Annotated in this window: 28 protein-coding genes and 1 other RNA gene; 18 read left to right on the forward strand and 11 right to left on the reverse strand. The window is 43.8% G+C overall.

What is annotated here, in order from left to right; translation table 11 throughout:
• Positions 1–154 precede the first annotated feature (154 nt).
• The 3 genes from ACUN2T_RS08500 to smpB form a co-directional block, all read right to left on the reverse strand.
• Positions 155–1,384, reverse strand: a complete 1,230-nt coding sequence (locus tag ACUN2T_RS08500; RefSeq protein WP_445497094.1) for an integrase domain-containing protein — start codon at positions 1,382–1,384, stop codon at positions 155–157.
• A 164-nt stretch (positions 1,385–1,548) separates the two neighbouring features.
• Positions 1,549–1,912, reverse strand: a transfer-messenger RNA (tmRNA) gene (ssrA, locus tag ACUN2T_RS08505).
• A gap of 50 nt (positions 1,913–1,962) precedes the next feature.
• The gene (gene smpB, locus ACUN2T_RS08510) at positions 1,963–2,445 is read right to left on the reverse strand and encodes an SsrA-binding protein SmpB (RefSeq protein ID WP_015833415.1); all 483 of its coding nucleotides are present in this window, start codon (positions 2,443–2,445) and stop codon (positions 1,963–1,965) included.
• A 157-nt stretch (positions 2,446–2,602) separates the two neighbouring features.
• Here smpB and ACUN2T_RS08515 point away from each other — a divergent pair, with 157 nt between their 5' ends.
• Positions 2,603–3,037 carry a type II toxin-antitoxin system RatA family toxin gene (locus ACUN2T_RS08515; protein WP_036843021.1) on the forward strand — a complete coding sequence of 145 codons (435 nt, stop codon included), beginning with the start codon at positions 2,603–2,605 and terminating at the stop codon, positions 3,035–3,037.
• Positions 3,030–3,323, forward strand: a complete 294-nt coding sequence (locus ACUN2T_RS08520; protein WP_445497095.1) for an RnfH family protein — start codon at positions 3,030–3,032, stop codon at positions 3,321–3,323. The genes ACUN2T_RS08515 and ACUN2T_RS08520 overlap by 8 nt, the downstream gene beginning before the upstream one ends.
• A 57-nt stretch (positions 3,324–3,380) precedes the next feature.
• On the opposite strand, the gene bamE is transcribed toward ACUN2T_RS08520, so the two are convergent.
• From bamE to nadK, 3 genes are all read right to left on the reverse strand, one after another.
• A complete protein-coding gene (gene bamE / locus ACUN2T_RS08525) occupies positions 3,381–3,728 on the reverse strand; it encodes an outer membrane protein assembly factor BamE (RefSeq protein ID WP_445497096.1) in 348 nt (115 codons plus the stop codon).
• 113 nt (positions 3,729–3,841) lie between these two features.
• Positions 3,842–5,503 carry a DNA repair protein RecN gene (gene recN / locus ACUN2T_RS08530; RefSeq protein WP_445497836.1) on the reverse strand — a complete coding sequence of 554 codons (1,662 nt, stop codon included), beginning with the start codon at positions 5,501–5,503 and terminating at the stop codon, positions 3,842–3,844.
• 88 nt (positions 5,504–5,591) lie between these two features.
• The gene (gene nadK / locus ACUN2T_RS08535) at positions 5,592–6,470 is read right to left on the reverse strand and encodes an NAD(+) kinase (protein WP_445497097.1); all 879 of its coding nucleotides are present in this window, start codon (positions 6,468–6,470) and stop codon (positions 5,592–5,594) included.
• A 123-nt stretch (positions 6,471–6,593) separates the two neighbouring features.
• On the opposite strand from nadK, the gene grpE reads away from it, so the two are divergent.
• Positions 6,594–7,175, forward strand: coding sequence for a nucleotide exchange factor GrpE (gene grpE, locus ACUN2T_RS08540; RefSeq protein WP_445497098.1), 582 nt, complete (start codon positions 6,594–6,596; stop codon positions 7,173–7,175).
• A 51-nt stretch (positions 7,176–7,226) separates the two neighbouring features.
• Here the strand turns inward: grpE and ung are convergent, their stop codons facing one another.
• A complete protein-coding gene (gene ung, locus ACUN2T_RS08545) occupies positions 7,227–7,907 on the reverse strand; it encodes a uracil-DNA glycosylase (protein WP_445497099.1) in 681 nt (226 codons plus the stop codon).
• A 187-nt stretch (positions 7,908–8,094) separates the two neighbouring features.
• Between ung and ACUN2T_RS08550 the strand changes: the two genes are divergently transcribed.
• The 3 genes from ACUN2T_RS08550 (at position 8,095) to ACUN2T_RS08560 (ending at position 11,452) form a co-directional block, all read left to right on the forward strand.
• The gene (locus ACUN2T_RS08550) at positions 8,095–9,360 is read left to right on the forward strand and encodes an IS4 family transposase (protein WP_323840803.1); all 1,266 of its coding nucleotides are present in this window, start codon (positions 8,095–8,097) and stop codon (positions 9,358–9,360) included.
• Between the two features lie 475 nt (positions 9,361–9,835).
• Entirely contained in the window at positions 9,836–10,849 is a 1,014-nt protein-coding gene (locus ACUN2T_RS08555; protein ID WP_445497100.1) for a phospholipase, read from the forward strand.
• A 15-nt stretch (positions 10,850–10,864) separates the two neighbouring features.
• Positions 10,865–11,452, forward strand: a complete 588-nt coding sequence (locus ACUN2T_RS08560) for an ankyrin repeat domain-containing protein (protein ID WP_445497101.1) — start codon at positions 10,865–10,867, stop codon at positions 11,450–11,452.
• Between the two features lie 38 nt (positions 11,453–11,490).
• Here ACUN2T_RS08560 and srmB read toward each other — a convergent pair whose 3' ends face one another.
• Positions 11,491–12,828 carry an ATP-dependent RNA helicase SrmB gene (gene srmB, locus ACUN2T_RS08565; protein WP_445497102.1) on the reverse strand — a complete coding sequence of 446 codons (1,338 nt, stop codon included), beginning with the start codon at positions 12,826–12,828 and terminating at the stop codon, positions 11,491–11,493.
• Between the two features lie 139 nt (positions 12,829–12,967).
• Between srmB and trmN the strand changes: the two genes are divergently transcribed.
• On the forward strand, positions 12,968–13,717 hold the full coding sequence (trmN, locus tag ACUN2T_RS08570; RefSeq protein WP_445497103.1) for a tRNA(1)(Val) (adenine(37)-N(6))-methyltransferase TrmN: 750 nt from the start codon (positions 12,968–12,970) through the stop codon (positions 13,715–13,717).
• A gap of 52 nt (positions 13,718–13,769) precedes the next feature.
• Here the strand turns inward: trmN and nadB are convergent, their stop codons facing one another.
• Complete coding sequence (gene nadB, locus ACUN2T_RS08575) at positions 13,770–15,374, reverse strand: L-aspartate oxidase (RefSeq protein WP_445497104.1); 1,605 nt, start codon at positions 15,372–15,374, stop codon at positions 13,770–13,772.
• A gap of 203 nt (positions 15,375–15,577) precedes the next feature.
• Between nadB and rpoE the strand changes: the two genes are divergently transcribed.
• From rpoE to acpS, 11 genes are all read left to right on the forward strand, one after another.
• Positions 15,578–16,147: an RNA polymerase sigma factor RpoE gene (rpoE, locus tag ACUN2T_RS08580; protein WP_445497105.1), complete on the forward strand. Its 570-nt coding sequence runs from the start codon at positions 15,578–15,580 to the stop codon at positions 16,145–16,147.
• 39 nt (positions 16,148–16,186) lie between these two features.
• Positions 16,187–16,843, forward strand: coding sequence for an anti-sigma-E factor RseA (gene rseA, locus ACUN2T_RS08585; protein WP_445497106.1), 657 nt, complete (start codon positions 16,187–16,189; stop codon positions 16,841–16,843).
• Complete coding sequence (gene rseB / locus ACUN2T_RS08590) at positions 16,843–17,799, forward strand: sigma-E factor regulatory protein RseB (RefSeq protein ID WP_445497107.1); 957 nt, start codon at positions 16,843–16,845, stop codon at positions 17,797–17,799. The genes rseA and rseB overlap by 1 nt, the downstream gene beginning before the upstream one ends.
• Complete coding sequence (gene rseC / locus ACUN2T_RS08595) at positions 17,799–18,263, forward strand: SoxR-reducing system protein RseC (protein WP_445497108.1); 465 nt, start codon at positions 17,799–17,801, stop codon at positions 18,261–18,263. Before rseB ends, rseC begins: the two co-directional genes overlap by 1 nt.
• Before the next feature lie 190 nt (positions 18,264–18,453).
• Positions 18,454–20,250: a translation elongation factor 4 gene (lepA, locus tag ACUN2T_RS08600; RefSeq protein WP_445497109.1), complete on the forward strand. Its 1,797-nt coding sequence runs from the start codon at positions 18,454–18,456 to the stop codon at positions 20,248–20,250.
• 20 nt (positions 20,251–20,270) lie between these two features.
• Positions 20,271–21,251: a signal peptidase I gene (gene lepB / locus ACUN2T_RS08605; protein WP_445497110.1), complete on the forward strand. Its 981-nt coding sequence runs from the start codon at positions 20,271–20,273 to the stop codon at positions 21,249–21,251.
• 174 nt (positions 21,252–21,425) lie between these two features.
• Positions 21,426–22,106 (forward strand): ribonuclease III, encoded by a 681-nt coding sequence (gene rnc, locus ACUN2T_RS08610; RefSeq protein ID WP_387465781.1) that lies wholly within the window; start codon positions 21,426–21,428, stop codon positions 22,104–22,106.
• Positions 22,103–23,011 (forward strand): GTPase Era, encoded by a 909-nt coding sequence (gene era / locus ACUN2T_RS08615; RefSeq protein ID WP_445497111.1) that lies wholly within the window; start codon positions 22,103–22,105, stop codon positions 23,009–23,011. The genes rnc and era overlap by 4 nt, the downstream gene beginning before the upstream one ends.
• A 10-nt stretch (positions 23,012–23,021) precedes the next feature.
• On the forward strand, positions 23,022–23,735 hold the full coding sequence (gene recO / locus ACUN2T_RS08620; protein ID WP_445497112.1) for a DNA repair protein RecO: 714 nt from the start codon (positions 23,022–23,024) through the stop codon (positions 23,733–23,735).
• An 81-nt stretch (positions 23,736–23,816) separates the two neighbouring features.
• Entirely contained in the window at positions 23,817–24,548 is a 732-nt protein-coding gene (gene pdxJ, locus ACUN2T_RS08625; protein WP_445497113.1) for a pyridoxine 5'-phosphate synthase, read from the forward strand.
• Positions 24,548–24,928, forward strand: a complete 381-nt coding sequence (gene acpS, locus ACUN2T_RS08630) for a holo-ACP synthase (protein WP_445497114.1) — start codon at positions 24,548–24,550, stop codon at positions 24,926–24,928. Before pdxJ ends, acpS begins: the two co-directional genes overlap by 1 nt.
• A gap of 2 nt (positions 24,929–24,930) precedes the next feature.
• Here acpS and ACUN2T_RS08635 read toward each other — a convergent pair whose 3' ends face one another.
• Positions 24,931–25,191 carry a YfhL family 4Fe-4S dicluster ferredoxin gene (locus ACUN2T_RS08635; protein ID WP_445497115.1) on the reverse strand — a complete coding sequence of 87 codons (261 nt, stop codon included), beginning with the start codon at positions 25,189–25,191 and terminating at the stop codon, positions 24,931–24,933.
• A 358-nt stretch (positions 25,192–25,549) separates the two neighbouring features.
• Complete coding sequence (locus ACUN2T_RS08640; protein WP_445497116.1) at positions 25,550–25,984, reverse strand: tail fiber assembly protein; 435 nt, start codon at positions 25,982–25,984, stop codon at positions 25,550–25,552.
• Positions 25,985–25,990 lie beyond the last annotated feature (6 nt).

Genomic DNA, 25,990 nt, shown 5'->3' on the forward strand with positions numbered 1-25,990 from the left:
AATGTTAGCTAAAATGTCTGTCTATCCTCGATGGGATTGTCTTCGACTTATCTGATAAACCATGCGCAAACCGCCCAGTTTTGTCAATGGGTTTAACACCTTTTGTTGCTGATTCTATCTCATCGTGCAGATAGACTCAAATTCGCTGGGGTTTTCAGGCTGCTATAGACTTGTTTTTTTGCGCCAAAACGCAATCTCCCCACCACTGCATTAATGCCACTCTTTCAGCAAGATATTCGGCACGGTTATAAGCTGCGGCGATCTCGTCTCTTTTCGAGTGAGCAAGAGCCGCTTCAAGAGCTTCCGTTCTGAACTTACCAGATTCCTCTGCGGCTGTTCTGGCTATAGAACGCATACCGTGAGCAACCAGTTCACCACCGAATCCCATTCTAATGATGGCGGCATTGGCTGTTTGCTCATGCATATGATTAAGAGGTGCTTTGATGCTGGGGAAAACCCACTCACGATGTCCGCTGATTGGCTGCATTTTTTCGAGAATTCGAAGCGCTTCTTTGCTAAGCGGAACCTTATGAGGCCGTTTCATCTTCATGAACTCTGGCGGGATGTTCCAAAATTTATTCTCTACATCAATATCTGCCCAACGCGCCCGAACGGCTTCACCGGGACGAACCCAAGTCAACAACTGCCATTCAATCAGCAGACGCGTCTCAAGACGGATAGAGGCGTTAGATAAAGCAATCATGAATCGCGGTAGCTCATTTGGGGGTAGGGCTGGCATATTTTGCTTTTTAGGCTTACTGAAACGTTGGCTGAGGTTGTCCGCTGGGTTGAACTCTATGAGTTCTTCTGTTGTGGCATAGCGGAAAATTTCATTCAGTCGTGAAATTATGCGCCGTAAGGTTTCCAGAACACCACGTTGCTCAATAGGATCAAGATGCTGCTTTAAGAGCTTAGGGCGTATTTCTTTGATAGGGACATTACCCAGACCGGGAAGGATGTTTCGTTCAAGGCTACGCCAAATGTCTTTTGCGTGGTCTTGTGAGATACCCGAGGTCTTTACCTTCTCATCTAACCACTTCCGAGCGACAGCTTGTAGAGTGTGTTCAGTAGCATCCTTTAGGGCATTGGCTTTATCGTTGTTATGGATCTGTGGGTCGATGCCATTGGCAAGTAAGGTGAGATATTCATCACGTAAAGCTCTTGCTCTCGCTAAGGTGAGATGAGGGTAGGTCCCAAGACTCATCTTCGTCCGTTTTTTAGTCACTGGCACGGGATACCTGAGATACCAATTTTTCTTCCCACCTTTTGCGATGGGGGCTATCCGGAGAAGTAAGCCATCGCCATCAAACAGGCTGATTTCTTTATCTGCAGGTTTGGTATTTTTGATTTCAGTATCGGTGAGTTTCTTAGCGAGCTTTGCCATTTGGGACCCTCTAGTTTTGGACCCTTTGTGTTGGGTCCCAAAAAGGGTGCCATAAGTAGTAGCTTCTAGCAAATCTCAGTAGACTTCTGTAGACGTAAAAAAGCCCGCAAGGCTGGTTCCAAGCGGGCTTCGTAGACTTCAGTATACGTCATAATACTAAAAATTGGTGGAGCTGGCGGGATTTGAACCCGCGTCCGAAATTCCTACATCCTCGGTACTACATGCTTAGTCTAATCTTTACATTCGCTTGCCAGCTGCGGACAGACACGCCACTAACAAACTAGCCTGATTAGATTTAACGCTTCAACCCCAGGCAAGGCATCCACGCGATCTCTTTTGGGTTTGACCTCTCTTGATCCCCGTCCTAAGAGCGGAGGCTAGGGAGAGAGGGCGATATGCAGGTTATTAAGCTGCTATTGCGTATTTTTCGTCGTTTGCGACTATTTTTTTGCGGCTTTTTACGAGGCCAACCGCCCCTCGGCATGCACCTTGGGTTTCGCGAATCCCGTCGAATCCAGAATCAGCCCCAAGTATGTTAAAAACAAGTATATCAGAATATTAAACTATAATGCCAGCGATTATCGCCCAGCATTCTTCATAATACGTGCTTTGTCTAATTTCCATTCACGTTCTTTGATATCTGAACGTTTATCGTGTGCCTTTTTACCTTTTGCAACGCCAATCTTGACTTTACACCAGGCGTTTTTCCAATAGAGGGATAAGGCAACAACAGTATAACCTTCACGATTGACTCGACCGTATAATGAGTCAAGTTCGCGCTGGTTGAGTAAGAGTTTGCGTGAACGCATAGGATCACAGACGACATGGGAAGAAGCTACATTTAACGGAGTGATGGTGGCACCAAAAAGATAAGCGTCGCCATCTTTGAGTAAAACGTAACTGTCGCTGATATTTGCTTTACCAGCGCGCAGTGATTTGACTTCCCATCCTTGTAACGAGAGGCCAGCCTCAAATTCTTCTTCAATGAAGTATTCGTGACGAGCTCGTCTATTCATGGCAATGGTTGCCGAACCGGGTTTGTGTGCTTTTTTCTTTGTCATAGTGTATGCATTATACTGAATGCTTTGATGAAAGAAATCTTTTCCCGCAGCATATTTGCTGATTAATGAGTATTTATTGCATTATACGCTGACAGGTTTTTCTTTAATCGCGTATAGGTGATATTATTTGCCACAATTGAGCCTTACAGGAAATGATATGCCACAGATTAGTCGCTCTGCGTTAGTACCGTACAGCGTGGAACAAATGTACAAATTGGTCAATGATGTGAGTTCTTATCCGGATTTTCTTCCGGGGTGTGTCGGTAGCCGTGTGTTGAGCATCAGTCGTCATGAGATGACTGCGTCAGTCGATGTTTCCAAAGCGGGTATAAGCAAGACTTTTGTTACCCGGAATATCCTGGCTGATAACCAAAGCATTAATATGCAACTGGTGGATGGGCCTTTTCGTAAGTTGATGGGAGGTTGGCAGTTCATACCTCTGAGTGAAGATGCCTGTAAAGTTGAGCTTCATCTTGATTTTGAATTCACTAATAAGCTGATTGAATTAGCTTTCGGCAAGATTTTTAAAGAATTGGCTGGAAGTATGATACAGGCTTTTACTCTGCGTGCTCGCGAGGTTTATAGTGCCTGATATCAATGTCGAAGTTGTTTATGCACTGCCTGACCGCCAATATCTGCACACTGTGAAATTGTCCCAAGGTGCGACTGTAGAGCAGGCAATTGTTGCATCAGGTCTGCTGACTTTGCGTAATGATATTGATCTGCAAAAAAATAAAGTTGGAATTTATAGCCGTCCTGCCAAGCTGACGGATATCTTGGAAGAGGGTGATAGGGTGGAAATTTATCGCCCATTGTTAGCCGATCCAAAAGAAATGCGTCGTAAGCGTGCTGAACGGGCTAAAAATAATGCTCAATAATTTGTCAATAGACAACGAGTCATCTGTTTTTATGACTCGCTGTCTATATTTCTTTGATTATTGAAGATTCTCAGTAAGTGAGTTTTCGTTTCTAATGTCAGTCAGTACACCTTTACTGTCAAACGTCAGTGTTAGGGTTTGCTGAGTCACTTTTTCATGCCCAGGTTGCTGACGAAACACATAAAACCATGTTTGAGTACCAAACGGGTCCTGTAACATGGGTGTTCCTAATGTATAGGCTACCTGTTGCTGGGTCATCCCCTTGTGGATTTTTGATACATTAGCAGGTGTCAGATAGTTCCCTTGATTAATGTCAGGGCGATAAACAGCCCGTTCCAACGTAGAGCAACCCGCAGTCAGCATAACGAATGATACAGCAGCGGCAGTCAACATTTTACAGCGCATGGTAATTACATTCCTTTTGGAGTCAGGGTGTTGATAATAATAGACCTTGACGAGATTGAAAACCTTTACAAGTTTTAGCTATGACCCCAAATATCCGTAAAAGTTGTGTCATATTATGCCGCCAGCAGCTCTTTTGCGTTTGCCAGGGTATTTTTTGTGACTTCACTGCCTGCAAGAAGCCGCGCCAGCTCTTGTAATCTGGCTTTTTTGTCCAGTAATTGCATTTGAGTTTCAGTTGCTTCACCATCGGTCTGTTTACTGACATAAAAATGCTGGTGACCGCAACCAGCTACCTGGGGCAGGTGAGTGACGCACATGACCTGTGTAGATTCGCCTAACTCACGTAACAGACGACCGACAATTGCGGCTGTAGGGCCACTGATACCCACGTCCACTTCATCGAATATCAGGGCTGAAGTTTCCATTTTCTTGGCTGTTATAACCTGAATTGCCAGTGCAATACGGGAAAGTTCACCACCTGAGGCGACTTTCGCCAGTGATTGGTGTGGCTGACCAGGGTTAGTGGTGACATTAAATTCAACTTTATCTGCGCCATCAGCATTTAAGTGCTCAGGCGCAAAAGAGACATCAACGGTCAAGCGACCATGAGGCATGGAAAGCTGATGCATACTGCTAGTAATTAGCTCACTTAACTCTTTAGCGTATTGCTGGCGAACCAGATGCAGCTTTTCTGCTACTTCTAATGCTTGTTTATGGTGTCTGTTAACCTGTTCACTGAGATGAGCACTGTCATTTTCTTGTTGTGCCAGCAGTTGCTGTTCTTCCCGTAATTGTTGATATAGTGAGGGAAGCTCTTCCGGTACAACATGGTGTTTACGGGCTACTCTGATTTGCTGCGAAATTTTTTGCTCCAGTTCAAACAGGCGATTTGGATCCATATCCAGTTGATCACCATAGTGGCGGAGTTCGTCGCTGACTTCATTAATTTGGATGGATGCTTCTTCCAGCATAGTCAGCAGGTTACCGAATTTATCATCTATTGTGATGAGTTCTGCCAGCTCGTGTTTAGCGTAATTCAACAGACTGATAATATTTTGCTCATCATTATCACTCAGTAGCTGGAGGGCATTCTGACTAACCGATAGAAGCTGACCACGGTTTGCCAGCCGTTTGTATTCATTATCTTGTTCTTGATATTCACCTGGCTGTGGGGCTAATTCGTTTAGCTCTTTTAGGTGATATTCCAGCAGCTGTTGACGAGATTGGCGCTCAAGAGCCTGTTGTTGGAATTGTGCCAGATCCTGACAGCTTTGGTGCCATTTCTGATAGACCTGTTTCATCTCATTTTGTAGATTGAACTGATTAGCGTAAGTATCGAGCAGGCGTTTTTGGTGACCACTCTCCAAGAGTAATTGATGGGCGTGTTGACCGTGAATCTGAATAAGGTGAGCGCCCAGTTCACGTAATTGGGAAAGTGGTACAGCCGTTCCATTGATAAAGCCCCTTGAGCGTCCATCTAAAGTTATGGTACGGCGCAGCAAGCATTCATTATTGTCATCAAGTTGACGTTCTTCTAGCCATTGGCGGGCAGAAGCTGCATCAGAAAGAGAAAAATGGGCGCAAATATCAGCACGGGAAGCGCCGTTACGTACCATGTTGGTCTCACCGCGATTGCCCAGACATAAACCTAATGCATCAATTGCGATGGATTTACCGGCACCGGTTTCACCCGTGATGGCTGTCATACCTGACCGGAAATCAATTTCAAGCTCACGAACAATGGCAAAGTTGCTAATAGTTAACTGGGTGAGCATCATGCCTCTCCTGTGTATAAAAACACCTCTGTATTTCCATACAGTATAAACTGGTTTTTTATACAGTAAAGGAGTGAAGCCTGTTTTTTTAGAACATTTTTTTAGACCAGCTTAGTTTTGTGCTTAATGTATTGAAGTAATTATAATCTTTAGGGTGAATGAGATTGAGCTTCTGTTTGCTACGACTAATAATTACATCTTCTCCATCCTGTATGGGCAGAACTATCTGGCTATCGCAACTGACTTCATAATCGCTGCTGTTTTGGGAAAATTTCAGTCTGATGCTGCTTTCGCTACTGATGACCAATGGGCGGGCAGATAATGTATGCGGGAACATCGGCACTAGGACGATAGCATCCAAGTTAGGTGTCAGAATCGGCCCCCCTGCGGAAAGTGAGTAAGCAGTCGAACCCGTTGGTGTTGCGATAATCAATCCGTCAGAGCGTTGGGAAAAAGCAAAACGTTCATCAATATAAACTTCGAATTCAATCATGTGAGCCACTTTCCCAGGATGGAGAACGACTTCGTTGATTGCGGTACTGATACGGGGTTTCTGGCCGTTTCTTCTGACCTGTGCTTCCAGCAAGAAACGTTGTTCATTCCGGTATTCGCCATCCAGTACTTCAGAAAGTTGTTGCAGGGCATTATCAGGATCTAAATCCGTCAGAAAACCCAGATTACCTCTGTTAATCCCAATGACTTTAATGTCATAACGGGAAAGAACCCGGGCTGCCCCCAGCATATTGCCGTCGCCACCAACAACGACGGCTAAATCAGCTTGTTTACCAATTTCAGTCAGGCCGCCGGTCTGTGCATCTTTTAAACCAATATCTTTGGCTACCTGGCGATCAACAATGACGCAGTAACCTTTGGATTTTAACCAATGGTAAAGCATTTCATGGGTAGCCAGTGCTTCTGGGTGACGAGGATGACCAACAATACCAATGCATTTGAATTTTTTATTCATCGTTGTAATTTCCTTCAGCAAGAGGTTTTGTCCTCACAATATGACGGGTTCCCTTGAATCCCCAGTTTAGATCCCCATAATAAGCTAAGTAGCGAGATTAATGCCAAATACGCGGAGATATTCATGAGTAGTAAAGAACAAAAAATGCCTGACGAGCAAGTCTCGGAAGATATGGAAGTTGTATCTGAACAGCAAAACAGTGCGGATAAAGCAGAAGCATCAGAGACTGAAAGCGTTGTTGAGCCGCGTGTCGCAGAGCTGGAAGAACAGCTCAGACAGGCACAACAGTGTGAACGTGACGCCATTTTGCGTGCTAAAGCTGAAGTTGAAAATATCCGTCGTCGTACTGAGCAAGATATAGAAAAAGCCCATAAATTCGGGTTGGAAAGATTTGCTAATGAACTGTTACCAGTGATTGATAATCTTGAGCGTGCTTTAGAAGCAGCAGATCGCACCAATACCGAAATAGCGCCAATGCTTGAAGGTATTGAACTGACGTTGAAGTCTTTCCTTGGGGTTGTGAGTAAATTTGGTATTGAAGTTGTTGGCGACACAGATGTTCCTTTTAATCCTGAAGTGCATCAGGCCATGACCATGATGGAGTCTGATCAGCATGAACCGAATCATGTCATGATGGTCATGCAGAAAGGGTATACCTTAAATGGCCGCTTGTTGCGTCCAGCAATGGTAGCCGTATCAAAGTAATTTTAGCTCAGTATAGATAATCAATGCCGCTCCAACCGGGGCGGCATTTTTTTACTGTGGCAACTCAGGTGTCCAGTTAATTGGTACCATTCCTTGTTTTTCCAGCAATTCATTGGTTTTTGAAAAGTGTTTACAGCCAAAGAATCCTCTGTGGGCCGATAGTGGAGAAGGGTGAGGTGCTTTGAGAACATGGTGTTTATTGGTATCAATAAAGTTGCCTTTCTTCTGGGCGTGAGATCCCCAAAGAAGAAAAATTACGCCTGAACGGTGCTCGTTAATCGCGGCTATGACTTTATCAGTGAACGTTTCCCAGCCCAGGTTTGCGTGAGAGTGAGCGTTACCACGTTCTACGGTTAATACGGTATTGAGCAAGAGCACCCCTTGTTTGGCCCAACTGATGAGGTAGCCGTGATTTGGGCTTTGGAAACCGGGTATATCGGATACCAGCTCTTTGTACATATTGACCAGTGAAGGTGGCGCAGGAATACCAGGTTGAACTGAGAAAGAGAGTCCATGTGCCTGATTAGGGCCGTGGTAAGGGTCTTGCCCAAGTATCACAACCTTAACATCAGCCAATTCGGTGTAGCGGAATGCATTAAATACATCCTGTTGCGGCGGATAAATGGTTTTACCTGCCTGACGTTCTTTAGCGACATAAGCCAGTGTGTCGAGAAAGTAAGGTTGTTTTTTCTCGTTACCGATCACGTCGTGCCATGTGAGAGATGCGGACATAGCAAATCCTTTTTATATGATTACCAGATGGATGTTAGCTTACCGATTCCAAAATCAGAGGGAAACCTTTAATGAACACTCATATACAGGCTCTTAAGCAGTAACTGTATATTTTAGATAGAAAAAAGGCTTCATTTATGATCTGATAATCGTCGCCAAACTAATACCAAAACCACGGATGAAGCCTGTGACGATTATCGCTATAAAACACCAATTAATGCAATTCTTCAGTGACGTTTCTTTGCAAAAAATGGCGCTTCGCTGCGGGTTTATTCAGCGCGTGAGAAATATCGAGCCTCATACGCTTATTCTCAGTCTTATCACAGCGCTCAGTTCGGGGAAAGTGACGTCTATAGCTCAGCTACACCAAAAATTTAATGGCCTGTGCCCCGATGAAAAACAACACGTTAGCTACCGTCCTTTTTATAATCAGCTACGGAAAGCGGCTTTTGTTGAATTTGTCAAAATATTGGTCAGGTTTGCCATGGCACAATGGGCTGAAAAGCACCTCGTCCTGCCCAAAAAACTCGCCAAATTTCAAAATGTTATTTTACAGGATGGCAGTTCATTTAAAGTCCATTCGGCACTGGCTGATGTTTTTCCTTGTCGATTTCAGGCAACCGCAGCGGCAGTGGAATGTCACATGACCTTGTCATTATTAACCCAGTCTCCCGTGAAAATGGCTGTTACTGCAGATACCGCCTCTGAGCGGACTCACCTGCCTATTCCGGCAACATTGCATGACCAATTATTATTAGCGGATGCCGGTTATGTCGATTTTGAGTATTTTGAACAACTCTCACGCTCAGGCGGTTCGTTTATTGTGCGGGGCGGTAAATCGCTTAATCCCCAAATAATCAGGGCACGCAATGGTCAGGGAAAAATCTTATCGAAGCTGTCCGATAAGCCCCTGAAATCCGTGACACGCAGAACGAATCGTTCTGAGGTGTTGGATCTGATTTGTCGGCGTAATGGCTATGAGTTTCGCCTGATCCGCCGTTGGTTTGCTGAAGAAAAACGTTTCTGTCTCTGGCTGACTAACTTATCAGTCGAGGAATTTACAGCCAATGACATCATGGATATTTATCGTTGCCGCTGGCAAATAGAACTGTTGTTTAAAGAACTCAAATCACACACGAACTGGCACCGGTTTACGACACGAAAAGAAACGTTGGTCACGGGGCTTATCTGGCTGAGCTTATTAGCGTTGTTGCTCAGACGCTCGCTGGCAAGGCGATTATTCCCAGCGGTTTCACTGCTTAAAGCGGCCCAAAATACGGAGATCTGGTTAAAACCCATAATAGAAAATCTCCTCCAAAGGGCATGGTCGGAAACGTGTTTTTGGCTGGAAAAAGCCAAAGCCTATTTATCCCAGAATGCATTCAAAACACCGCAAAGAAAGTCGTCTAAAAACAAAACATTGGATGCGTGTTTTGAACGACTTAATTCTTAAGATCCTGTATATGAATGAACACTAAAATGAAATTTTTGATAACTATTTCAATGTTGTGAAGTATTTTTGAAAATTTATCAAAATAATTTCTTTGTTGTTAGCTATAAATATATTTCAACTATAGGGTTGAAATATATTTATATTAACTATACGAAATTAACTGAGTTGAATCAATGAGTATCCTCATTCGTGCTGGTATACCGTCATCAAAGATATTGGTTTGACCAAATAACCAGGATGATATTCTTGATAATTTGGTTTGTTACATGAATGTGGAGATAGAAATAGTTACTGATATTCAAATTGCTGATAAATACTAGGTAGAAGTTGATCTGATATCAGAGATAGAAATCACAATTCATTTTCTTTGTTAACAAAATTTAAACATTTGTTTAACCTTGTGTTGTTTCCTGCCGATAGATTAATTGCACCAATTAAATAGCTAATTAGTTTCAACTATCCTTAGGGGAAGTTCATGAGTTTATCAATTGGTATCAGTCTATCCGTCGATTCAGGTTTTCCTGTTTCAAATAAGCCTGAATTTGTTACACCATCTTCTGTTTCAACCCAGAATATTAAGAAAGCGGCCACTGAAGTTTTTCTGCTTTCGGAAACGACTAAACAGAATAATATAACCTATCAATCATTAATTAATGAGCAAAGTATTAACGTTAATTTAAAGTCAATAACAGGAATTAAGTCTGAACAAATTAGTAGTAAGCAATCTCATGAAATTGATTATATGTTGGCTTTGATTTCTGATGATGTCTATATAAGAGCCACTATGGGAATTGGTGATTATGTCCGTCTTTCTGATGATGAGTTATTAAAGGCAGGAATAGAACCGGAAAATCTGAGAAATGAAACAACGGGTTTTCAGGCAGGTATTTATCGTAATGGTGATCTCCATATCGTTGCTTTTGCGGGTACTAACGATTTGAAAGATATATTGACTAACTTACGGCAAGGTTTTGGGTTTGATGAAGCGCAATATCATCAGGCTGTTGATTTAGCGCGTACTGCCAAAATGGCGTTTGGGGAAAATATGTTATTTACTGGGCATTCTTTGGGGGGAGGATTAGCGGCAACAGCTGCATTATCAGTTGGAAAGCCTGCGGTGATATTTAATTCAGCCGGTGTTTCCGACAGTATGATGAAAAATCTGGGGCTTTCACCACAAGAGGGCAGAAATATCGCTGAGAATGGGTTGATACGGCATTATGTTGTGGAATATGACTTGCTTGATTCATTACAACAGAAACTGCCAGTGTCCCAGCCGATAGGGCATAAAATTTTGCTGAAATATAATGGTGATTTGGAAGAATCGAACAAATGGTTGCCTGCTCTGATGCGTGGATTCAGTGCACATTCTCTTAAAAAGGTGTTGGAATTATTAACTATATATAAGCCTTGGATATCTTTAAATAATGAACAGCAAGAAGAATCTTTGGTGATGCTTAACGAACCAAATCTAAGCGTTTCTGCATGATTGCAAAGGGGTATTATGAAAATTTGTGAAGTCGTTGAGTTTGAATCTGAACCGAATTTTCAACAGAATGAAGAAAATATAAATCCGCTGCAATGGGCGATATTCAATCAGCGAATGAATGATATTAATACTTTGCTGAAAGAGGGGGCTGATCCCGCTCAACCGGGTTTACAACAAGAAACTGCTTTACATACGGCTGCAAAAATCAGTAATCCTGATTATCTTAAATCTTTATTATCAGTTGTGCCTGATGTGAATATTACTCATCCTGTCACTTTAGCAACGCCTTTACATGCTGCGGTTCAGGTAGGGAGAAAGATTCAGGTTGAATTACTGCTGATGGCAGGAGCTAACCCCAACTTGGCTAATCGGGTTGGGGATACTCCATTACATATTGCAGCTAAAATTAATTCACCAGAACTGGCGTTGATATTGTTGAAGTCAGGTGCTGATCCCACATTACAGAATAAGCAGCAGTCAACGTTCCAGATCTATTTCAATCTTACACCGTTAAAAGTACGCAGCCATAAGATGCAGGCTGAATATGATAAAGTTAATAATTGGTTGAAAGCTCAACAAATCAGCCGATATTATTTGAAATAAAATATAAACGGGCTGATCCAACTGGCCCGTTTAAAGATTTACTTATCGCTAACGGTTGGAACTTCAGGTTTTGGATTACCGGTAGGTTTACGGCGTTTACCGATATTTTTGCTATCCCGATGACGTATTTTCTCTTTTTTCTTCGATTCTTCCGTTTTCTTTTTCTCTTTGCGTTTAGCCAATACTTTTTTCGAAGGCTTATTGCTGGTTTTCTCACTTGGTGATTTGGTTGTTGGGCGAAGTTCGTCAACAATTCGTGACTTCAGTGGTTCGTTCAGATAGCGGCTGATTTTACCTAATAAAACATGATCATGTGCTTCTACTAAGGTAATTGCGGTGCCTTTGCGACCAGCACGAGCCGTCCGGCCGATACGATGCAGGTAAACATCGGCGGTGCGTGGTAAATCGAAGTTGAAAACATGACTGATATCATCAATATCTAATCCGCGTGAAGCAACATCAGTGGCAACCAGAACATTGACACTGCCATCATTCAAACGCTTAACAGCCTCTGTCCTTTTAGCCTGTACCATTTCCCCTTCAAGGAACCAGGCTTTGATACCGGCTTGACGCAGTCCGTCTACAAGCTCATGTACACGTTCACGTTTGCGAACAAAAATAATGGATTTAGTGACATCCGATTGTTTCAGTAAATGGCAAAGCAGGGCTGTTTTGTGTTCCAGACTGTCTGCACGGTAGTAGAATTGCTGAATTTTTTTGCGTTCACGACGTGACGGCTCTGCATCAATTTCAACCGGATCTTCCAGCAAGCGTTCTGCAAAATCACGGATGGCTTCCCCTTCCAAAGTCGCAGAGAACAGCATGGTCTGTTTGCGCCAACGGGTTTCGCCCGCGATGGTTTCAATATCATTGGCAAAACCCATATCCAGCATACGATCTGCTTCATCAAGGATGAGTGTTTCAACTGCCCGGCAATCAAAGTTTTCTTCTTTGATATATTGCAGCAGACGGCCAGTGGTGGCGACGACGATATCCTGATTCTCGCTGAAAACTTCTGCGTGGTTCATATAGGCCACACCGCCGGTAATCGTAGCAATATCCAGATTGGTATGTGCCGCCAGTTCTTTTGCCTGGTCTGCCACTTGCATTGCCAGTTCACGGGTTGGTGTCAGGATCAAAATGCGTGGCGGCCCAGATTTTTTGCGTGGAAAATCGAGTAAGTGTTGCAGAATTGGCAGCAGGTAAGCTGCGGTTTTACCTGTTCCAGTAGGCGCGGAACCCAGAACATCACGTCCATCCATTGCTGCCGGAATAGCAGCAGCCTGAATTGCTGTTGGGCGGGAGTAACCTTTATCATTTAGAGCATCAAGCAGGCGTTCATCAAGATCGAGCTCAGAAAAGTTTGTTGCAGTCATTATATACCTCTGTTTAGGCCGCCGATTATAAACAGGTTGGGCGTATTGTTCATCTATTAAAGCTGTCATTAAGGCAGATAGCTTTTATCGGAACATAATAACCCTTATTCTATGGCAAAATTTTGTTGTGCTGACACAGATGCAGGTTATTAATTTGAAACAGAAACAACCTTGTCGCCGGGGAGGATTCACTTTTAAGCAATTTTTTGTCGGCCATGACCGATGTGCGATGAAAGTAGGGACCGATGGCGTTCTATTGGGCGCGTGGGCTCCGGTTTGTGGTAAAAAAGCAATTTTGGATATCGGTTGCGGCAGCGGGTTAATTGCTTTGATGTTGGCACAGCGTACAGATGAGAATACCAAAATTGATGCAGTGGAACTGGATACCGATGCTGCATTGCAAGCTCAAGAGAATATAGAGCAATCTCCGTGGCAGAGAAAAATAAATGTTTATCAGCAGGATATTGGTGATTTCACTGATCGGTATTCACAATATTATGATTTAATTGTCAGTAATCCCCCCTATTTTGAACCGGCTGTTGCCTGCCGGAATGAGGCAAGGGAACAAGCTCGTTATACCGGTTCTCTAACTCATCAGCGGTTATTGCAATATGTCGGGAAGTTGATTACATCTGATGGTCTGTTTTGTGTGGTATTGCCGTATGTTATTGGTGAAGTATTTGAAACAATGGCATGTCAGATGGGGTGGTTTTCTCATCATCGAGTCAATATCCGCGACAGGCAAGGTAAGCCATTACACCGGGTGTTATTGACATTTTCCCGTAAGGAAGCAACGGGCTTAATCAGTGAATTGGTCATTCGTCAGCCAGATGGTGTATATACACGGGAATTTCAGCAATTAGTCACGGATTTCTATCTCTATTATTGAAAGAATCACATTATTGAAAAAACCACGCTGGACGTGGTTATGCTATTAAAAATCAAGGGGTTAGAATTGTTGGCTTCGATTCTGGCAGTATGTCGGGATAATCCAGTGTGAAATGCAGGCCCCGGCTCTCTTTCCTTTCCAGTGCACAACGTACGATTAATTCAGAGACTTGCACCAGATTTCGTAATTCCAGCAAATTGTTAGAGATTCTGAAATTGGAGTAATAATCATGAATCTCCTGTTGCAGCATATTAATACGACGCAATGCGCGTTCCAGGCGTTTGGTTGTACGCACAATACCGACGTAATCCCACATAAATAGACGTAATTCGTGCCAGTTGTGTTGAATGACGACTTGTTCATCTGAATTGTCAACACGGCTCTCATCCCAGAAAGGGAGTTCTGGCACTTCTTTGATTTTTTCAATTTTTTGTTGGATGTCTTCCGCCGCAGACCAGCCATAAACCAGACACTCCAACAGGGAATTGGATGCCATACGGTTTGCACCGTGCAGGCCAGTATAGCTGACTTCACCGATAGCATATAAGTTGTTGAGGTCAGTGTGGCCCTGATGATCGACGACTATGCCACCACAGGTGTAATGTGCGGCAGGAACGATGGGGATCGGTTCTTTTGTCAGATCAAATCCCAGCGTTAGCAGTTTTTCATAGATCATCGGAAAATGCTGAATAATGAAATCAGTTGGCTTATGGCTGATATCCAGAAACATGCAGTCAGCACCAAGGCGTTTCATTTCATGGTCAATAGCCCGTGCGACGATATCGCGGGGCGCCAGTTCAGCGCGCTCATCAAAATCAGGCATAAAGCGGCTGTTATCTGGTCGTTTCAGATAAGCGCCTTCACCTCGCAGGGCTTCTGTCAGCAGGAAATTACGCGCCTGTGGGTGAAAAAGGCAGGTCGGGTGAAACTGGTTAAATTCCAGATTGGCAATACGGCAGCCCGCGCGCCATGCCATTGCTATGCCATCACCGGATGAGATATCGGGATTTGTCGTGTATTGATAGACCTTAGCTGCACCACCGGTTGCCAGTACAACAACCTTAGCGCGATAGGTATCTACCTGTTCCTGCTGGCGGTTCCAAATATAAGCGCCAACGACTCGGTTATGACCATCGAATTGGGCTTTATTTGACGTAATTAAATCAACTGCGTTGCAACGCTCTTTTACTGTGATGTTCGGATGAGACAGGGTTTTTTCAACCAGTGTGGTTTCGACTTCTTTGCCGGTTGCATCAGCATGATGCAAAATACGCCGATGGCTGTGTCCACCTTCACGGGTCAGATGATATTGCTTTTTGCCATCTTCACGGGTTTCTGTATCAAATAAAACACCCTGATCAATCAGCCATTGCACGCAATGACGAGCGTTGCTGGTGGTAAACTCAACGGCGCTCCTATCGCAAAGTCCTGCTCCGGCGATAAGGGTATCTTCAACATGAGATGCGATACTGTCTGTTTTATCGAATACAGCGGCGATACCCCCCTGTGCATAATAGGATGCGCCTTCGCTGAGAATACTCTTACTTAATACAGTGACTTTATATTGCGAGGCCAGCCGTAAAGCCAGAGACAGGCCGGCTACACCGCTGCCTATGATAAGTACATCGCTGTAATGTTGCGGGAATAATGATTGCATAGTTGATGATATATGAAGATGACGGGTAAAATCATGTTAACCTATCAGATAGGGTAAAGGCTATGATTGCAACAAAATGATGACAGAAATTGAACTTCGCAGAATTTTATTACTCAAAGCCATGCTTGCTTAGAAAAACGGGACATCATGGTTGGTTCAATAAATATAAATGTGGAGCTTTGCTTCGGGAGATTTGACCTCGGATGAGCGAGCAGTTAACGGATCAAATGCTGGTTGAGCGAGTGCAGAAAGGTGATCAAAAGGCGTTTAACCTACTGGTAATCAGATATCAGCATAAAGTGGCGAGTCTTGTATCCCGCTATATTCCGCAGGGTGATGTTCCTGACGTTGCGCAGGAGGCATTTATTAAAGCATATCGGGCATTGGCTTCATTTCGTGGCGATAGTGCTTTTTACACTTGGTTGTATCGTATAGCAGTTAACACTGCGAAGAACTATTTGATTTCTCAAGGGCGGCGTCCGCCATCCAGTGATTTGGATGTCAATGACGTAGAAAATTATGAAGCGTCAAATGCACTAAAAGAAATTTCGAACCCTGAGAATTTAATGTTGTCAGAGGAATTAAGGAAGGTGGTTTTTCGAACCATTGAGTCTCTTCCTGAAGATTTGCGAATGGCAATAACGTTAAGGGAATTAGATGGGTTAAGCTATGAGGAAATAGCTGCTGTTATGGATTGTCCGGTAGGTACTGTTCGTTCCCGTATCTTCCGTGCAAGGGAAGCTATTGATGATAAAATTCAACCACTGATTTAAAATTAAAAATAGTGGAACAATACTGAAGGGTACTTTGACATGCAAAGAGAAAAACTTTCCGCACTGATGGATGGCGAAACTCTTGATAGTGAAGTCGTTAGTATTTTATCTAAAGATTCTGCCATGCAGAAACACTGGGAAAATTACCACTTGATACGTGATGCATTGCGTGGTGATGTGACCGGAGTATTGCATATGGATATTGCGAGCCGGGTCGCATTAGCGCTTGAAAAAGAATCTGTGCATTTTAACCCTAGGGCTGTTCTTGAATCTCAGCCGCAGCCAGAGACTTGGCAGAGAATGCCGTTCTGGCAAAAACTTCGCCCTTGGGCGAGTCAAATTACTCAAGTGAGTGTTGCAGCCTGTGTTTCGCTGGCAGTATTGATAGGTGTGCAACAATACAATAGTCATAATGCTGTGGATCTTGAATATCAATCTGATACGCCAGCATTTAACACATTGCCAATGATGGGATCTGCTTCTCCGGTGAGTTTGGGAGTACCTTCCGGTGATGATATGTTTGGCAATGATCAGCGTATTCAGGTGCAGGAGCGTAATAAACGTATTAATATTATGCTGCAACAATATGAGTTCGACCGCCGTGTGCATTTTGAGCAAAATGACAGACGGAGAATTCCATTACCGGTTGCTATTCCGGTTCCCGGAACGCAATCGTTAGGAACGCAACAGCCGTAATGAAACATATCTGGTTTTCCGTCTCTTTGCTGGCGGGCAGCCTGTTTACTCCTTTACAAGTCTCGGCGCAATTCAGCAGCGCTGAGGCTTTGTTGCAGGAGATGGGTCATGCTACTCAGTCCCTGACTTACGAGCTTGCTTTTATTAATCTCAGTCAGCAGGCTATTGTCTCAGTTCGTTATCGTCACGCCATTATTAATGGTATTCCAATTGCTCAAATCATGCAGATGGATAGTTCCCGCAGGGAGATTGTCCAGCGTGGTAATGAGATCAGTTATTTTGAACCTGGATTGGATGCTTTCAGTCTTAATGGTGATCATATTATTGATTATTTACCTGCCGTTATTTTTGCTGACTTCACTCAGTTGAAAAAATACTACAATTTCATTGATGTCGGCCGGACTCATATAGGTGACAGACCTTGTCGGGTTGTACGCATCACTTCTAAAGATGAAGTGCGTTATAATTATATTTTACTGATCGATGAAAAAACGCATTTGCCATTACGTATCGATTTACTTGATCGTGATAGTGAAACACTTGAGCAATTTCGGGTTGTTTCCTCCATAATAGGTGGCGATATCGATAATGCAATGAGTGTTATTACCCGCCTGAATATGCCACCCATGCTGGTCATTCCATCGTCAGAGAAAGTGGTATTCAACTGGAAAGTAGGGAAATTGCCGGATGGTTTCACCGAGGTTTCACGTGGCCGGCGTAAACTGTCAAATGCTGACTCGCTTGAGTCCATCCTGTTCAGCGATGGTTTATTCAGTTTTTCAGTGAATGTGACTAATGTTGATAAAACCGGTAAGTCGGAACATCCTCTCCGTCGCGGGCACCGAACGATCTATAGTGTAATACGTGGAGCTAATGAGGTGACAATTATTGGTGAATTACCACTGGCAACCGCCAAGCGTGTTGCTGCGGGTGTCGCGTTTATAGGAGCTAACTGATGGTCAAAGAGTGGGCGACAGTAATCCGCTGGCAACAGGGGAGGGCATTATTACGTTATGGTTCCTCTTCTGGTTGTGGCAGTTGCCAGGCACGCGCGACGTGTGGTTCTTATTTACTGAATAAATTGGGGCCTGATGGTATACATCAGCTCGAACTTGAGATCTTACAGCCGTTACAGCCGGGGCAGAAAGTGGAAGTCGGGATCCCGGAAGGGAGCTTATTGCGTTCAGCGTTGCTGGTTTATTTGACACCACTTATTGGTTTATTCTTGGTGGGTGCACTTTTTCAGCTATGGGTAACCAATCAATTATGGGTGTTTTGTGGTGGTGTGTTGGGCGGTGCATTAGGGTTCTTCTTTGCCCGCAAAGTTGCCACTTATTGGGATAATCAGCAGGAATATCAACCCGTCGTTTTACAAATCGGCTTGCCTCCTGATGCAATTCATATTCAGCATCAGGAATAAATCTGTTTTAGTTATCCAGAACTTTTAATGTCTCATATTAAAGCCACAGGCATGACTAGGTTTTCGTAGATTTGGCATGTAGAATACAGCCTTTCCGGCCGATGGCCGGCCTATAAACCGTCGCTTTATGTCCCTCTGTGTGTCCATTAGGCGAATGATTCAGAAATATCAAGGCAGAAAAATATTTATAATGAAGCAAATACGAAATTTCTCCATTATTGCTCACATTGACCACGGTAAGTCGACGTTATCTGACCGTATTATTCAAATTTGTGGTGGTTTAACAGATCGTGAGATGGCAGAGCAAGTGCTGGATTCTATGGATCTTGAGCGTGAGCGTGGTATTACCATTAAAGCACAAAGTGTCACTCTGGATTACAAGGCGAATGATGGTCAACTCTATCAATTGAACTTTATCGACACTCCGGGGCACGTAGACTTCTCCTATGAAGTATCTCGCTCGTTGGCTGCCTGTGAAGGGGCATTGCTGGTGGTTGATGCTGGACAGGGCGTGGAAGCTCAGACACTGGCTAACTGTTATACCGCGCTGGATATGGATCTGGAGGTTGTTCCTATTCTGAACAAAATCGACTTACCGGCGGCCGAACCTGAGCGTGTGGCCGAAGAAATCGAAGATATCGTCGGTATTGATGCTACCGATGCCGTGCGTTGTTCAGCCAAAACAGGTGTAGGCGTACAAGACGTCATTGAGCGTTTAGTTAAGGAGATTCCAGCACCGGAAGGGGATTCTGAAGCGCCATTACAGGCACTTATTATCGACTCATGGTTTGACAACTACCTTGGTGTTGTCTCTCTGGTTCGGATTAAAAACGGCACCCTGCGTAAGGGCGACAAAATCAAGGTGATGAGTACCGGTCAGGTGTATAACGCTGATCGTCTTGGGATTTTCACACCTAAGCGTGTTGACTGCAATGTACTGGGTTGTGGTGAAGTGGGTTGGTTGGTGTGTGCGATTAAAGACATTCTTGGTGCACCTGTGGGGGATACATTGACGCTGGCCCGGCAACCAGCGGAAAAACCACTCCCAGGCTTTAAGAAAGTCAAGCCACAGGTTTATGCCGGGTTGTTTCCTATCAGCTCTGATGATTATGAGGGGTTCCGTGATGCATTGGGTAAGTTGAGTCTGAATGACGCATCTCTGTTCTATGAACCGGAAAGCTCGACTGCACTGGGTTTTGGTTTCCGTTGTGGTTTCCTTGGTCTGCTGCATATGGAGATCATTCAGGAACGTTTGGAACGTGAATATGATCTTGACCTCATTACCACTGCGCCAACGGTTGTTTATGAAGTGGAAACGACCAGCCACGATGTTCTCTATGTGGACAGCCCATCTAAGCTGCCACCACTGAATAATATTGAAGAGTTACGTGAGCCGATTGCCGAATGCCATATGTTGTTGCCTCAGGAATATTTGGGGAATGTTATTACGTTGTGTATTGAGAAACGTGGGGTGCAAACTAACATGGTTTACCACGGTAAACAGGTTGCACTGACTTACGAAATACCAATGGCTGAAGTGGTTTTGGATTTCTTCGACCGATTGAAATCTACATCCCGCGGTTATGCTTCACTGGATTATAATTTCACTCGCTTCCAGGCATCTGATATGGTTCGTGTGGATGTGTTGATTAATGGTGAGCGGGTTGATGCATTAGCGTTGATTACTCACCGTGATAATGCACAGTACCGTGGCCGGGAATTGGTGGAGAAGATGAAGGAACTCATTCCTCGTCAGCAGTTTGATATCGCCATTCAGGCTGCGATTGGTAATCACATTATTGCTCGCTCAACAGTGAAGCAATTGCGTAAAAACGTCTTAGCGAAGTGTTATGGTGGTGACGTCAGCCGTAAGAAAAAGCTATTGCAGAAACAGAAAGAAGGTAAGAAACGCATGAAACAAGTGGGTAACGTTGAGTTACCACAAGAAGCTTTCTTAGCCATTCTTCATGTTGGTAAAGACCATTAATAAGCTTGTAAGGAGTCTAAATGGCTAACACTTTTGCCCTGATCCTAACGCTGGCAACGTTAGTCACCGGCATTATTTGGTGTATTGATCGTTTCAAATGGGCGCCAGCGCGGAAGAAAAAACTTATCAGATTGCAGGAGCTGACTGAAGGTACAATGGATCAGGAGCATCTGGCTGAGACTATTAACAAGCCAACATGGGTAGATACTTGTTCATCTATTTTCCCTGTGTTAGCCGTGGTTCTGATCTTGCGCTCTTTTGTTTATGAGCCATTTCAGATCCCATCGGGTTCCATGATGCCAACTTTATTGATCGGTGATTTCATCCTGGTAGAGAAGTATGCATACGGATTGAAAGATCCCATCACGCAAACAACATTGGTTAAGACCGGTGAACCAAAACGTGGTGATATCGCAGTATTTAAATATCCGTTGGATCCCAGTTTTGACTATATCAAACGGGTAATTGGCTTACCGGGCGATAAAATTATTTATGATCCGGCAAAGAAAGAACTGCGTGTTTTTTCGGGTTGTGACAAGACAGAGAATTGTAAGGACGAATTACCGGTTTCTTATGGTTCACTGTTCCCAAGTGAGTGGACAATGCAGCAGTATGGTGTCAATTCCAAGGGTGAAGGCCTGAAAAAGATAGGTGTTTTCCAAATACCGGTTGAAGAAACGTTACCGCCTTACAGCCGTCGGCAAGGTGAGCGGATTGAGAATTTAGGAACAGCAACACACCATATTCTGGAGATTCCGGGTTTACTGCCGATGCCTAATTTCCGTCAGCCTGGTTTGCCAGAGGGAATGTGGATTGTACCCGAAGGCCACTATTTTATGATGGGTGATAACCGTGATAATAGCGCGGATAGCCGTGAGTGGGGCTTTGTTCCTGAGAAAAATCTGGTTGGCCGCGCTTCAGCGATTTGGATGAGTTTTGAGAAACAGGAAGGGGAATGGCCTACCGGTGTTCGCTTTAGCCGTATTGGTGGAATTAATTAATATTTTTATATTAGCGAAGCATTAATTTTACTCACAGTGTAGAATATCCTTTCAAACTTAATAACTGGCTCCTTTAAGGGGCCAGTGCAAACGCAACAGTTTTGTCAGAATTTCCTGTAACAGGTCTGTTGCGTGTGCGTTTTTATTTGACGAATTCTGACCTATTGGTAGCACATGAATCCCATCGTAATTAACAGATTGCAGCGTAAGCTGGGGTACACTTTTGATCAGCATGATCTGCTGGTGCAAGCGTTAACTCATCGTAGTGCCAGCAGTAAACATAACGAGCGGCTGGAATTTCTTGGTGACTCAATTCTGAGCTTTGTTATTGCCAATGCACTGTATCATCGCTTTCCTCGTGTAGATGAGGGTGATATGAGCCGGATGCGTGCCACATTGGTGCGTGGTAATACTTTGGCTGAATTGGCAAGGGAATTTGAATTAGGTGAATGTCTGCGTTTGGGGCCGGGTGAATTGAAAAGCGGTGGCTTCCGTCGTGAATCTATACTGGCTGATACGGTTGAAGCACTGATTGGTGCTATTTTCCTTGATAGCGATATTCAGGCCATTGAAAGAATTATTCTCAGCTGGTACGAAACCCGCCTGAATGAAATCAGCCCTGGCGACAAACAGAAAGACCCGAAAACTCGTTTACAGGAATACCTGCAAGGGCACCATCTGCCCCTGCCATCATATCTGGTTGTTATGGTTCGTGGTGAAGCCCATGACCAGGAATTTACTATTCACTGCCAAGTGAGTGGTATCGAACAGCCGGTTAAAGGAACAGGCTCCAGCCGCCGCAAAGCGGAGCAGGCGGCGGCCGAGCAAGCATTAAAACAATTGGAGCTTGAATGAGCGAACAAGAAACCTATTGCGGATTTGTTGCAATAGTTGGACGGCCTAATGTGGGTAAATCCACATTGCTGAATCAGCTTTTAGGTCAGAAAGTATCTATTACTTCCCGCAAACCACAGACTACCCGTCACCGTATTATGGGTATTCACACTGAAGGTGCTTATCAGACCATTTATGTGGATACTCCCGGATTGCATATTGAAGAAAAGCGGGCGATTAACCGGTTGATGAACCGTGCAGCCAGTAGTTCTATCGGTGATGTGGAACTGGTCATTTTTGTTGTTGAAGGGACGCACTGGACCCCTGATGACGAAATGGTCGTAAATAAACTGCGTAGCTTGCATTGTCCGGTTTTACTGGCTATCAATAAAGTGGATAACGTGACGGATAAAGCCACCCTGTTGCCACATATTGGTTTCCTCAGCAAACAGATGAACTTCCTTGATGTTGTACCGATAAGTGCTGAAAAAGGCATGAACGTAGATACGATCGCAAAAATTGTGCGCGGACATATACCGAAAGCAACTCACCATTTCCCGGAAGATTATATTACTGATCGCTCTCAGCGTTTTATGGCGTCTGAAATTATTCGTGAAAAACTCATGCGTTTCCTCGGTGATGAATTGCCCTATTCTGTCACAGTTGAAATTGAGCAGTTTGTAGTGAATGAGCGCGGTGATTACAAAATCCACGGTTTAATTCTGGTTGAGCGTGAAGGCCAGAAGAAAATGGTTATCGGTAATAAAGGCAGTAAAATTAAAACTATTGGTATTGAAGCCCGTCAGGACATGGAAAGATTGTTTGATGTTAAAGTCCATTTGGCGCTGTGGGTTAAAGTTAAAGCGGGTTGGGCTGATGACGAGCGGGCATTGCGCAGCCTGGGTTACGTCGATGATTTGAAATAAGAGCTCACCTGTGGACGGTTGGCAGCGTGTTTTTGTTCTTCATGGGCGTCTTTACAGTGAAACCAGCCTGTTGCTGGATCTGTTTACTGAAAATGAAGGGCGGATCAGTGTATTGGCAAAAGGTGCACGCAGCCGTCGTTCCAATCTTAAAGGCTGCTTGCAGCCATTTACCCCGTTACTGGTTCGTTGGAGTGGGCGGGGGGCGATTAAAACGTTGCGTGATGCGGATCCTATCTCTCTAGCCCTCCCTCTTACCGGCAGCATGTTGTACAGCGGTTTATATATCAATGAATTGTTGTCAAGAGTGCTTGAACAGGGAACGGCTTATCCCGCTTTATTCTTTGATTATCTCCAGTGTTTGCAGGTTCTTGCTGCCAGTGAATATACACCGGAATATGCATTACGCCGGTTTGAGCTGGCGTTGTTGGCAAATCTTGGTTATGGCGTTGATTATCTTCATTGTGCCGGAAGTGGCGAACCTGTGGACGATACGATGACTTACCGTTATAGAGAAGAAAAAGGATTTATCGCCAGTCTGGTTGTTGATCATTACAGTTTTACCGGACGTGAATTAAAATCACTGGCAGCCCGTGAATTCCCTGATTCAGTGACATTAAAAGCCGCAAAGCGTTTCACTCGTATGGCTTTAAAACCTTATCTTGGTGGCAAGCCTCTGAAAAGTCGTGAGTTATTTCGCCAGTTTGTACGTAAAAAGCCTGAATAGAAAGAAAACTAATGAATTTGTTTCTCTTCCTAATGGAAAGTGTAAACTTGTTACTATTCAATATGACTACAGGAGATAAATATGGCTGAGGTATTGTTAGGTATTAACATCGATCACATTGCGACAGTGCGCAATGCCCGTGGTACAGTTTATCCGGACCCTCTTCAGGCCGCTTTTATTGCAGAGCAGGCGGGGGCGGATGGTATTACTATTCATTTACGTGAAGATCGCCGTCATATTACTGATCGGGATGTTGAATTGCTGAATGAAATTGTTCAGACCCGGATGAATCTTGAAATGGCCGTGACAGATGAAATGATGGATATCGCCTGTCATATCAAACCTAAATTTTGCTGTCTGGTGCCTGAAAAACGTCGGGAAGTAACAACAGAAGGGGGTTTAGATGTTATTGGTCAGAAAGATAAAGTGGCTGAAGCGGTTAAGCGTTTATCTGACGCGGGTATTCTTGTTTCGCTATTTATCGATGCGGATCACCAGCAAATTGATGCCGCTAGTGAAGTTGGTGCACCGTTTATTGAGATTCACACAGGTGCTTATGCTGATGCAGAAGATGAGATAGAACAGGAAAAAGAGTTCCGTCGTATTAAAGAGGCCGCTACCTACGCTGCTGGCAAGGGGTTGACAGTGAATGCGGGTCACGGACTAACCTATCATAACGTACAACGTATTGCGGCTTTGCCGGAAATTTATGAACTGAATATTGGCCATGCAATCATCGGACGTGCGGTATTCAGTGGCTTGGCTGCTGCTGTGGCAGATATGAAAACTGAGATACGGAAAGCTCGCCGTTAATGGCTATTATTGGATTAGGCACCGATATTGTTGAAATCGCCCGTATTGAGGGTGTTGTCGGACGCTCAGGTGAGCGTCTGGCAAAACGTATTCTCAGTGAATCAGAATGGCAGCAATATCAGCAACATGAAAAACCGGTTCGCTTTCTGGCAAAACGTTTTGCGGTAAAAGAAGCCGCAGCAAAAGCGCTGGGAACCGGTATCCGTAATGGGTTGGCATTTAACCAGTTTGAAGTGGTCAACGACGCTCTGGGAAAACCTACTTTGCGGCTCTATGGTGCGGCGGCAGAGTTGGCTCAGAAACTGGGAGCAACCTCTTTGCATGTCACATTGGCTGATGAGCGCCGCTATGCTTGTGCGACAGTTATTCTGGAAAGTTAATGTCAAATTTTATCGGCATGATGCAATAGCACAAATTTATCCCACAATTGTTCTTCTGTTTCCCGGTGGTCTGGATCGGTAATAATCGTATTGTTTATCGGACAGACGGATTGGCAAGTTGGAGCATCATAATGACCGATGCATTCAGTGCAACGATCAGCATCGATTTCATAAATTTTATCTCCCATTGATATAGCCTGATTGGGACATTCAGGTTCACACATATCACAATTGATACAGTTTTTTTTGATTAATAACGACATTTTAATAACTTAGTTTATTTTTCATTTTATACCAGCGTGTTATCGTCAGTTTTAATTTCTTACTATTACACACTTATTGTATTCTTATACGGCATAAATTACATTGAAAAATCAAGTCTGGCAACAAAAAAAGAATATATGAAATTCTCCTATCTTAGAAAAACCTTATGTGTGAGCTTTATTATGCAGTTAGCTATATAGGGAATATACCAAGGACGTGTAAGGCTACCAATATTATGTGGTAACAGGGTTTGGGATAAAATATCATTGAATAATGACAGAATATTTTCAACTTATGGTATTGGAATAAATAAAATGATTGAGACCGGGTTCTATCTTGAACCCGGCCTTTTATTAGTTACGATAATGGCACAATTGGCCAATCAATTTCTTGTGCTTTCGAAGTATCAACTCGATTAAGCATCACGCGGTATTTTTTCCATGCTTTGAATAATAGCATTTCTTCATCTGTTGCTATATCAAGTTCGACAGCATCAGAAAGCGGGGTTATTTTCTCATTTGCAAGAAATATCAATTGCGATTTTTTGGCTTTTGCTATAGCTATCAATTCCTCTTTTGTCGGGGGTGGAATATCTTCCCAACAAGGAAGACCATCTGCGCCAGAGGAAAGTCTTTTTCCTTTGGGTGACATTCCCGAAAACTCATTGAATATGTCATCAGTTACAGGTACAGGATCATTTGGCCATGAACCTGCTTTAATATAATTTTTTTGTAATAATAGTGGATAAAATGCGTTATTTGATGCGCTAAATACATAGTTTTTATCATTCATAAATTT

It is taken from the genome of Photorhabdus machadonis, assembly GCF_052657765.1.

Coding starts and splice junctions, on each gene's coding strand:
- rnc (WP_387465781.1), top strand. CDS start 21,426: ATGAATCCCATCGTAATTAACAGATTGCAGCGTAAGCTGGGGTACACT.
- ACUN2T_RS08640 (WP_445497116.1), bottom strand. CDS start 25,984: ATGAATGATAAAAACTATGTATTTAGCGCATCAAATAACGCATTTTAT.
- lepB (WP_445497110.1), top strand. CDS start 20,271: ATGGCTAACACTTTTGCCCTGATCCTAACGCTGGCAACGTTAGTCACC.
- ung (WP_445497099.1), bottom strand. CDS start 7,907: ATGTCCGCATCTCTCACATGGCACGACGTGATCGGTAACGAGAAAAAA.
- ACUN2T_RS08635 (WP_445497115.1), bottom strand. CDS start 25,191: ATGTCGTTATTAATCAAAAAAAACTGTATCAATTGTGATATGTGTGAA.
- ACUN2T_RS08560 (WP_445497101.1), top strand. CDS start 10,865: ATGAAAATTTGTGAAGTCGTTGAGTTTGAATCTGAACCGAATTTTCAA.
- grpE (WP_445497098.1), top strand. CDS start 6,594: ATGAGTAGTAAAGAACAAAAAATGCCTGACGAGCAAGTCTCGGAAGAT.
- rseC (WP_445497108.1), top strand. CDS start 17,799: ATGGTCAAAGAGTGGGCGACAGTAATCCGCTGGCAACAGGGGAGGGCA.
- rseB (WP_445497107.1), top strand. CDS start 16,843: ATGAAACATATCTGGTTTTCCGTCTCTTTGCTGGCGGGCAGCCTGTTT.
- trmN (WP_445497103.1), top strand. CDS start 12,968: ATGCAGGTTATTAATTTGAAACAGAAACAACCTTGTCGCCGGGGAGGA.
- bamE (WP_445497096.1), bottom strand. CDS start 3,728: ATGCGCTGTAAAATGTTGACTGCCGCTGCTGTATCATTCGTTATGCTG.
- nadB (WP_445497104.1), bottom strand. CDS start 15,374: ATGCAATCATTATTCCCGCAACATTACAGCGATGTACTTATCATAGGC.
- smpB (WP_015833415.1), bottom strand. CDS start 2,445: ATGACAAAGAAAAAAGCACACAAACCCGGTTCGGCAACCATTGCCATG.
- srmB (WP_445497102.1), bottom strand. CDS start 12,828: ATGACTGCAACAAACTTTTCTGAGCTCGATCTTGATGAACGCCTGCTT.
- recN (WP_445497836.1), bottom strand. CDS start 5,503: ATGCTCACCCAGTTAACTATTAGCAACTTTGCCATTGTTCGTGAGCTT.
- ACUN2T_RS08500 (WP_445497094.1), bottom strand. CDS start 1,384: ATGGCAAAGCTCGCTAAGAAACTCACCGATACTGAAATCAAAAATACC.
- ACUN2T_RS08555 (WP_445497100.1), top strand. CDS start 9,836: ATGAGTTTATCAATTGGTATCAGTCTATCCGTCGATTCAGGTTTTCCT.
- rseA (WP_445497106.1), top strand. CDS start 16,187: ATGCAAAGAGAAAAACTTTCCGCACTGATGGATGGCGAAACTCTTGAT.
- pdxJ (WP_445497113.1), top strand. CDS start 23,817: ATGGCTGAGGTATTGTTAGGTATTAACATCGATCACATTGCGACAGTG.
- acpS (WP_445497114.1), top strand. CDS start 24,548: ATGGCTATTATTGGATTAGGCACCGATATTGTTGAAATCGCCCGTATT.
- nadK (WP_445497097.1), bottom strand. CDS start 6,470: ATGAATAAAAAATTCAAATGCATTGGTATTGTTGGTCATCCTCGTCAC.
- ACUN2T_RS08515 (WP_036843021.1), top strand. CDS start 2,603: ATGCCACAGATTAGTCGCTCTGCGTTAGTACCGTACAGCGTGGAACAA.
- era (WP_445497111.1), top strand. CDS start 22,103: ATGAGCGAACAAGAAACCTATTGCGGATTTGTTGCAATAGTTGGACGG.
- lepA (WP_445497109.1), top strand. CDS start 18,454: ATGAAGCAAATACGAAATTTCTCCATTATTGCTCACATTGACCACGGT.
- rpoE (WP_445497105.1), top strand. CDS start 15,578: ATGAGCGAGCAGTTAACGGATCAAATGCTGGTTGAGCGAGTGCAGAAA.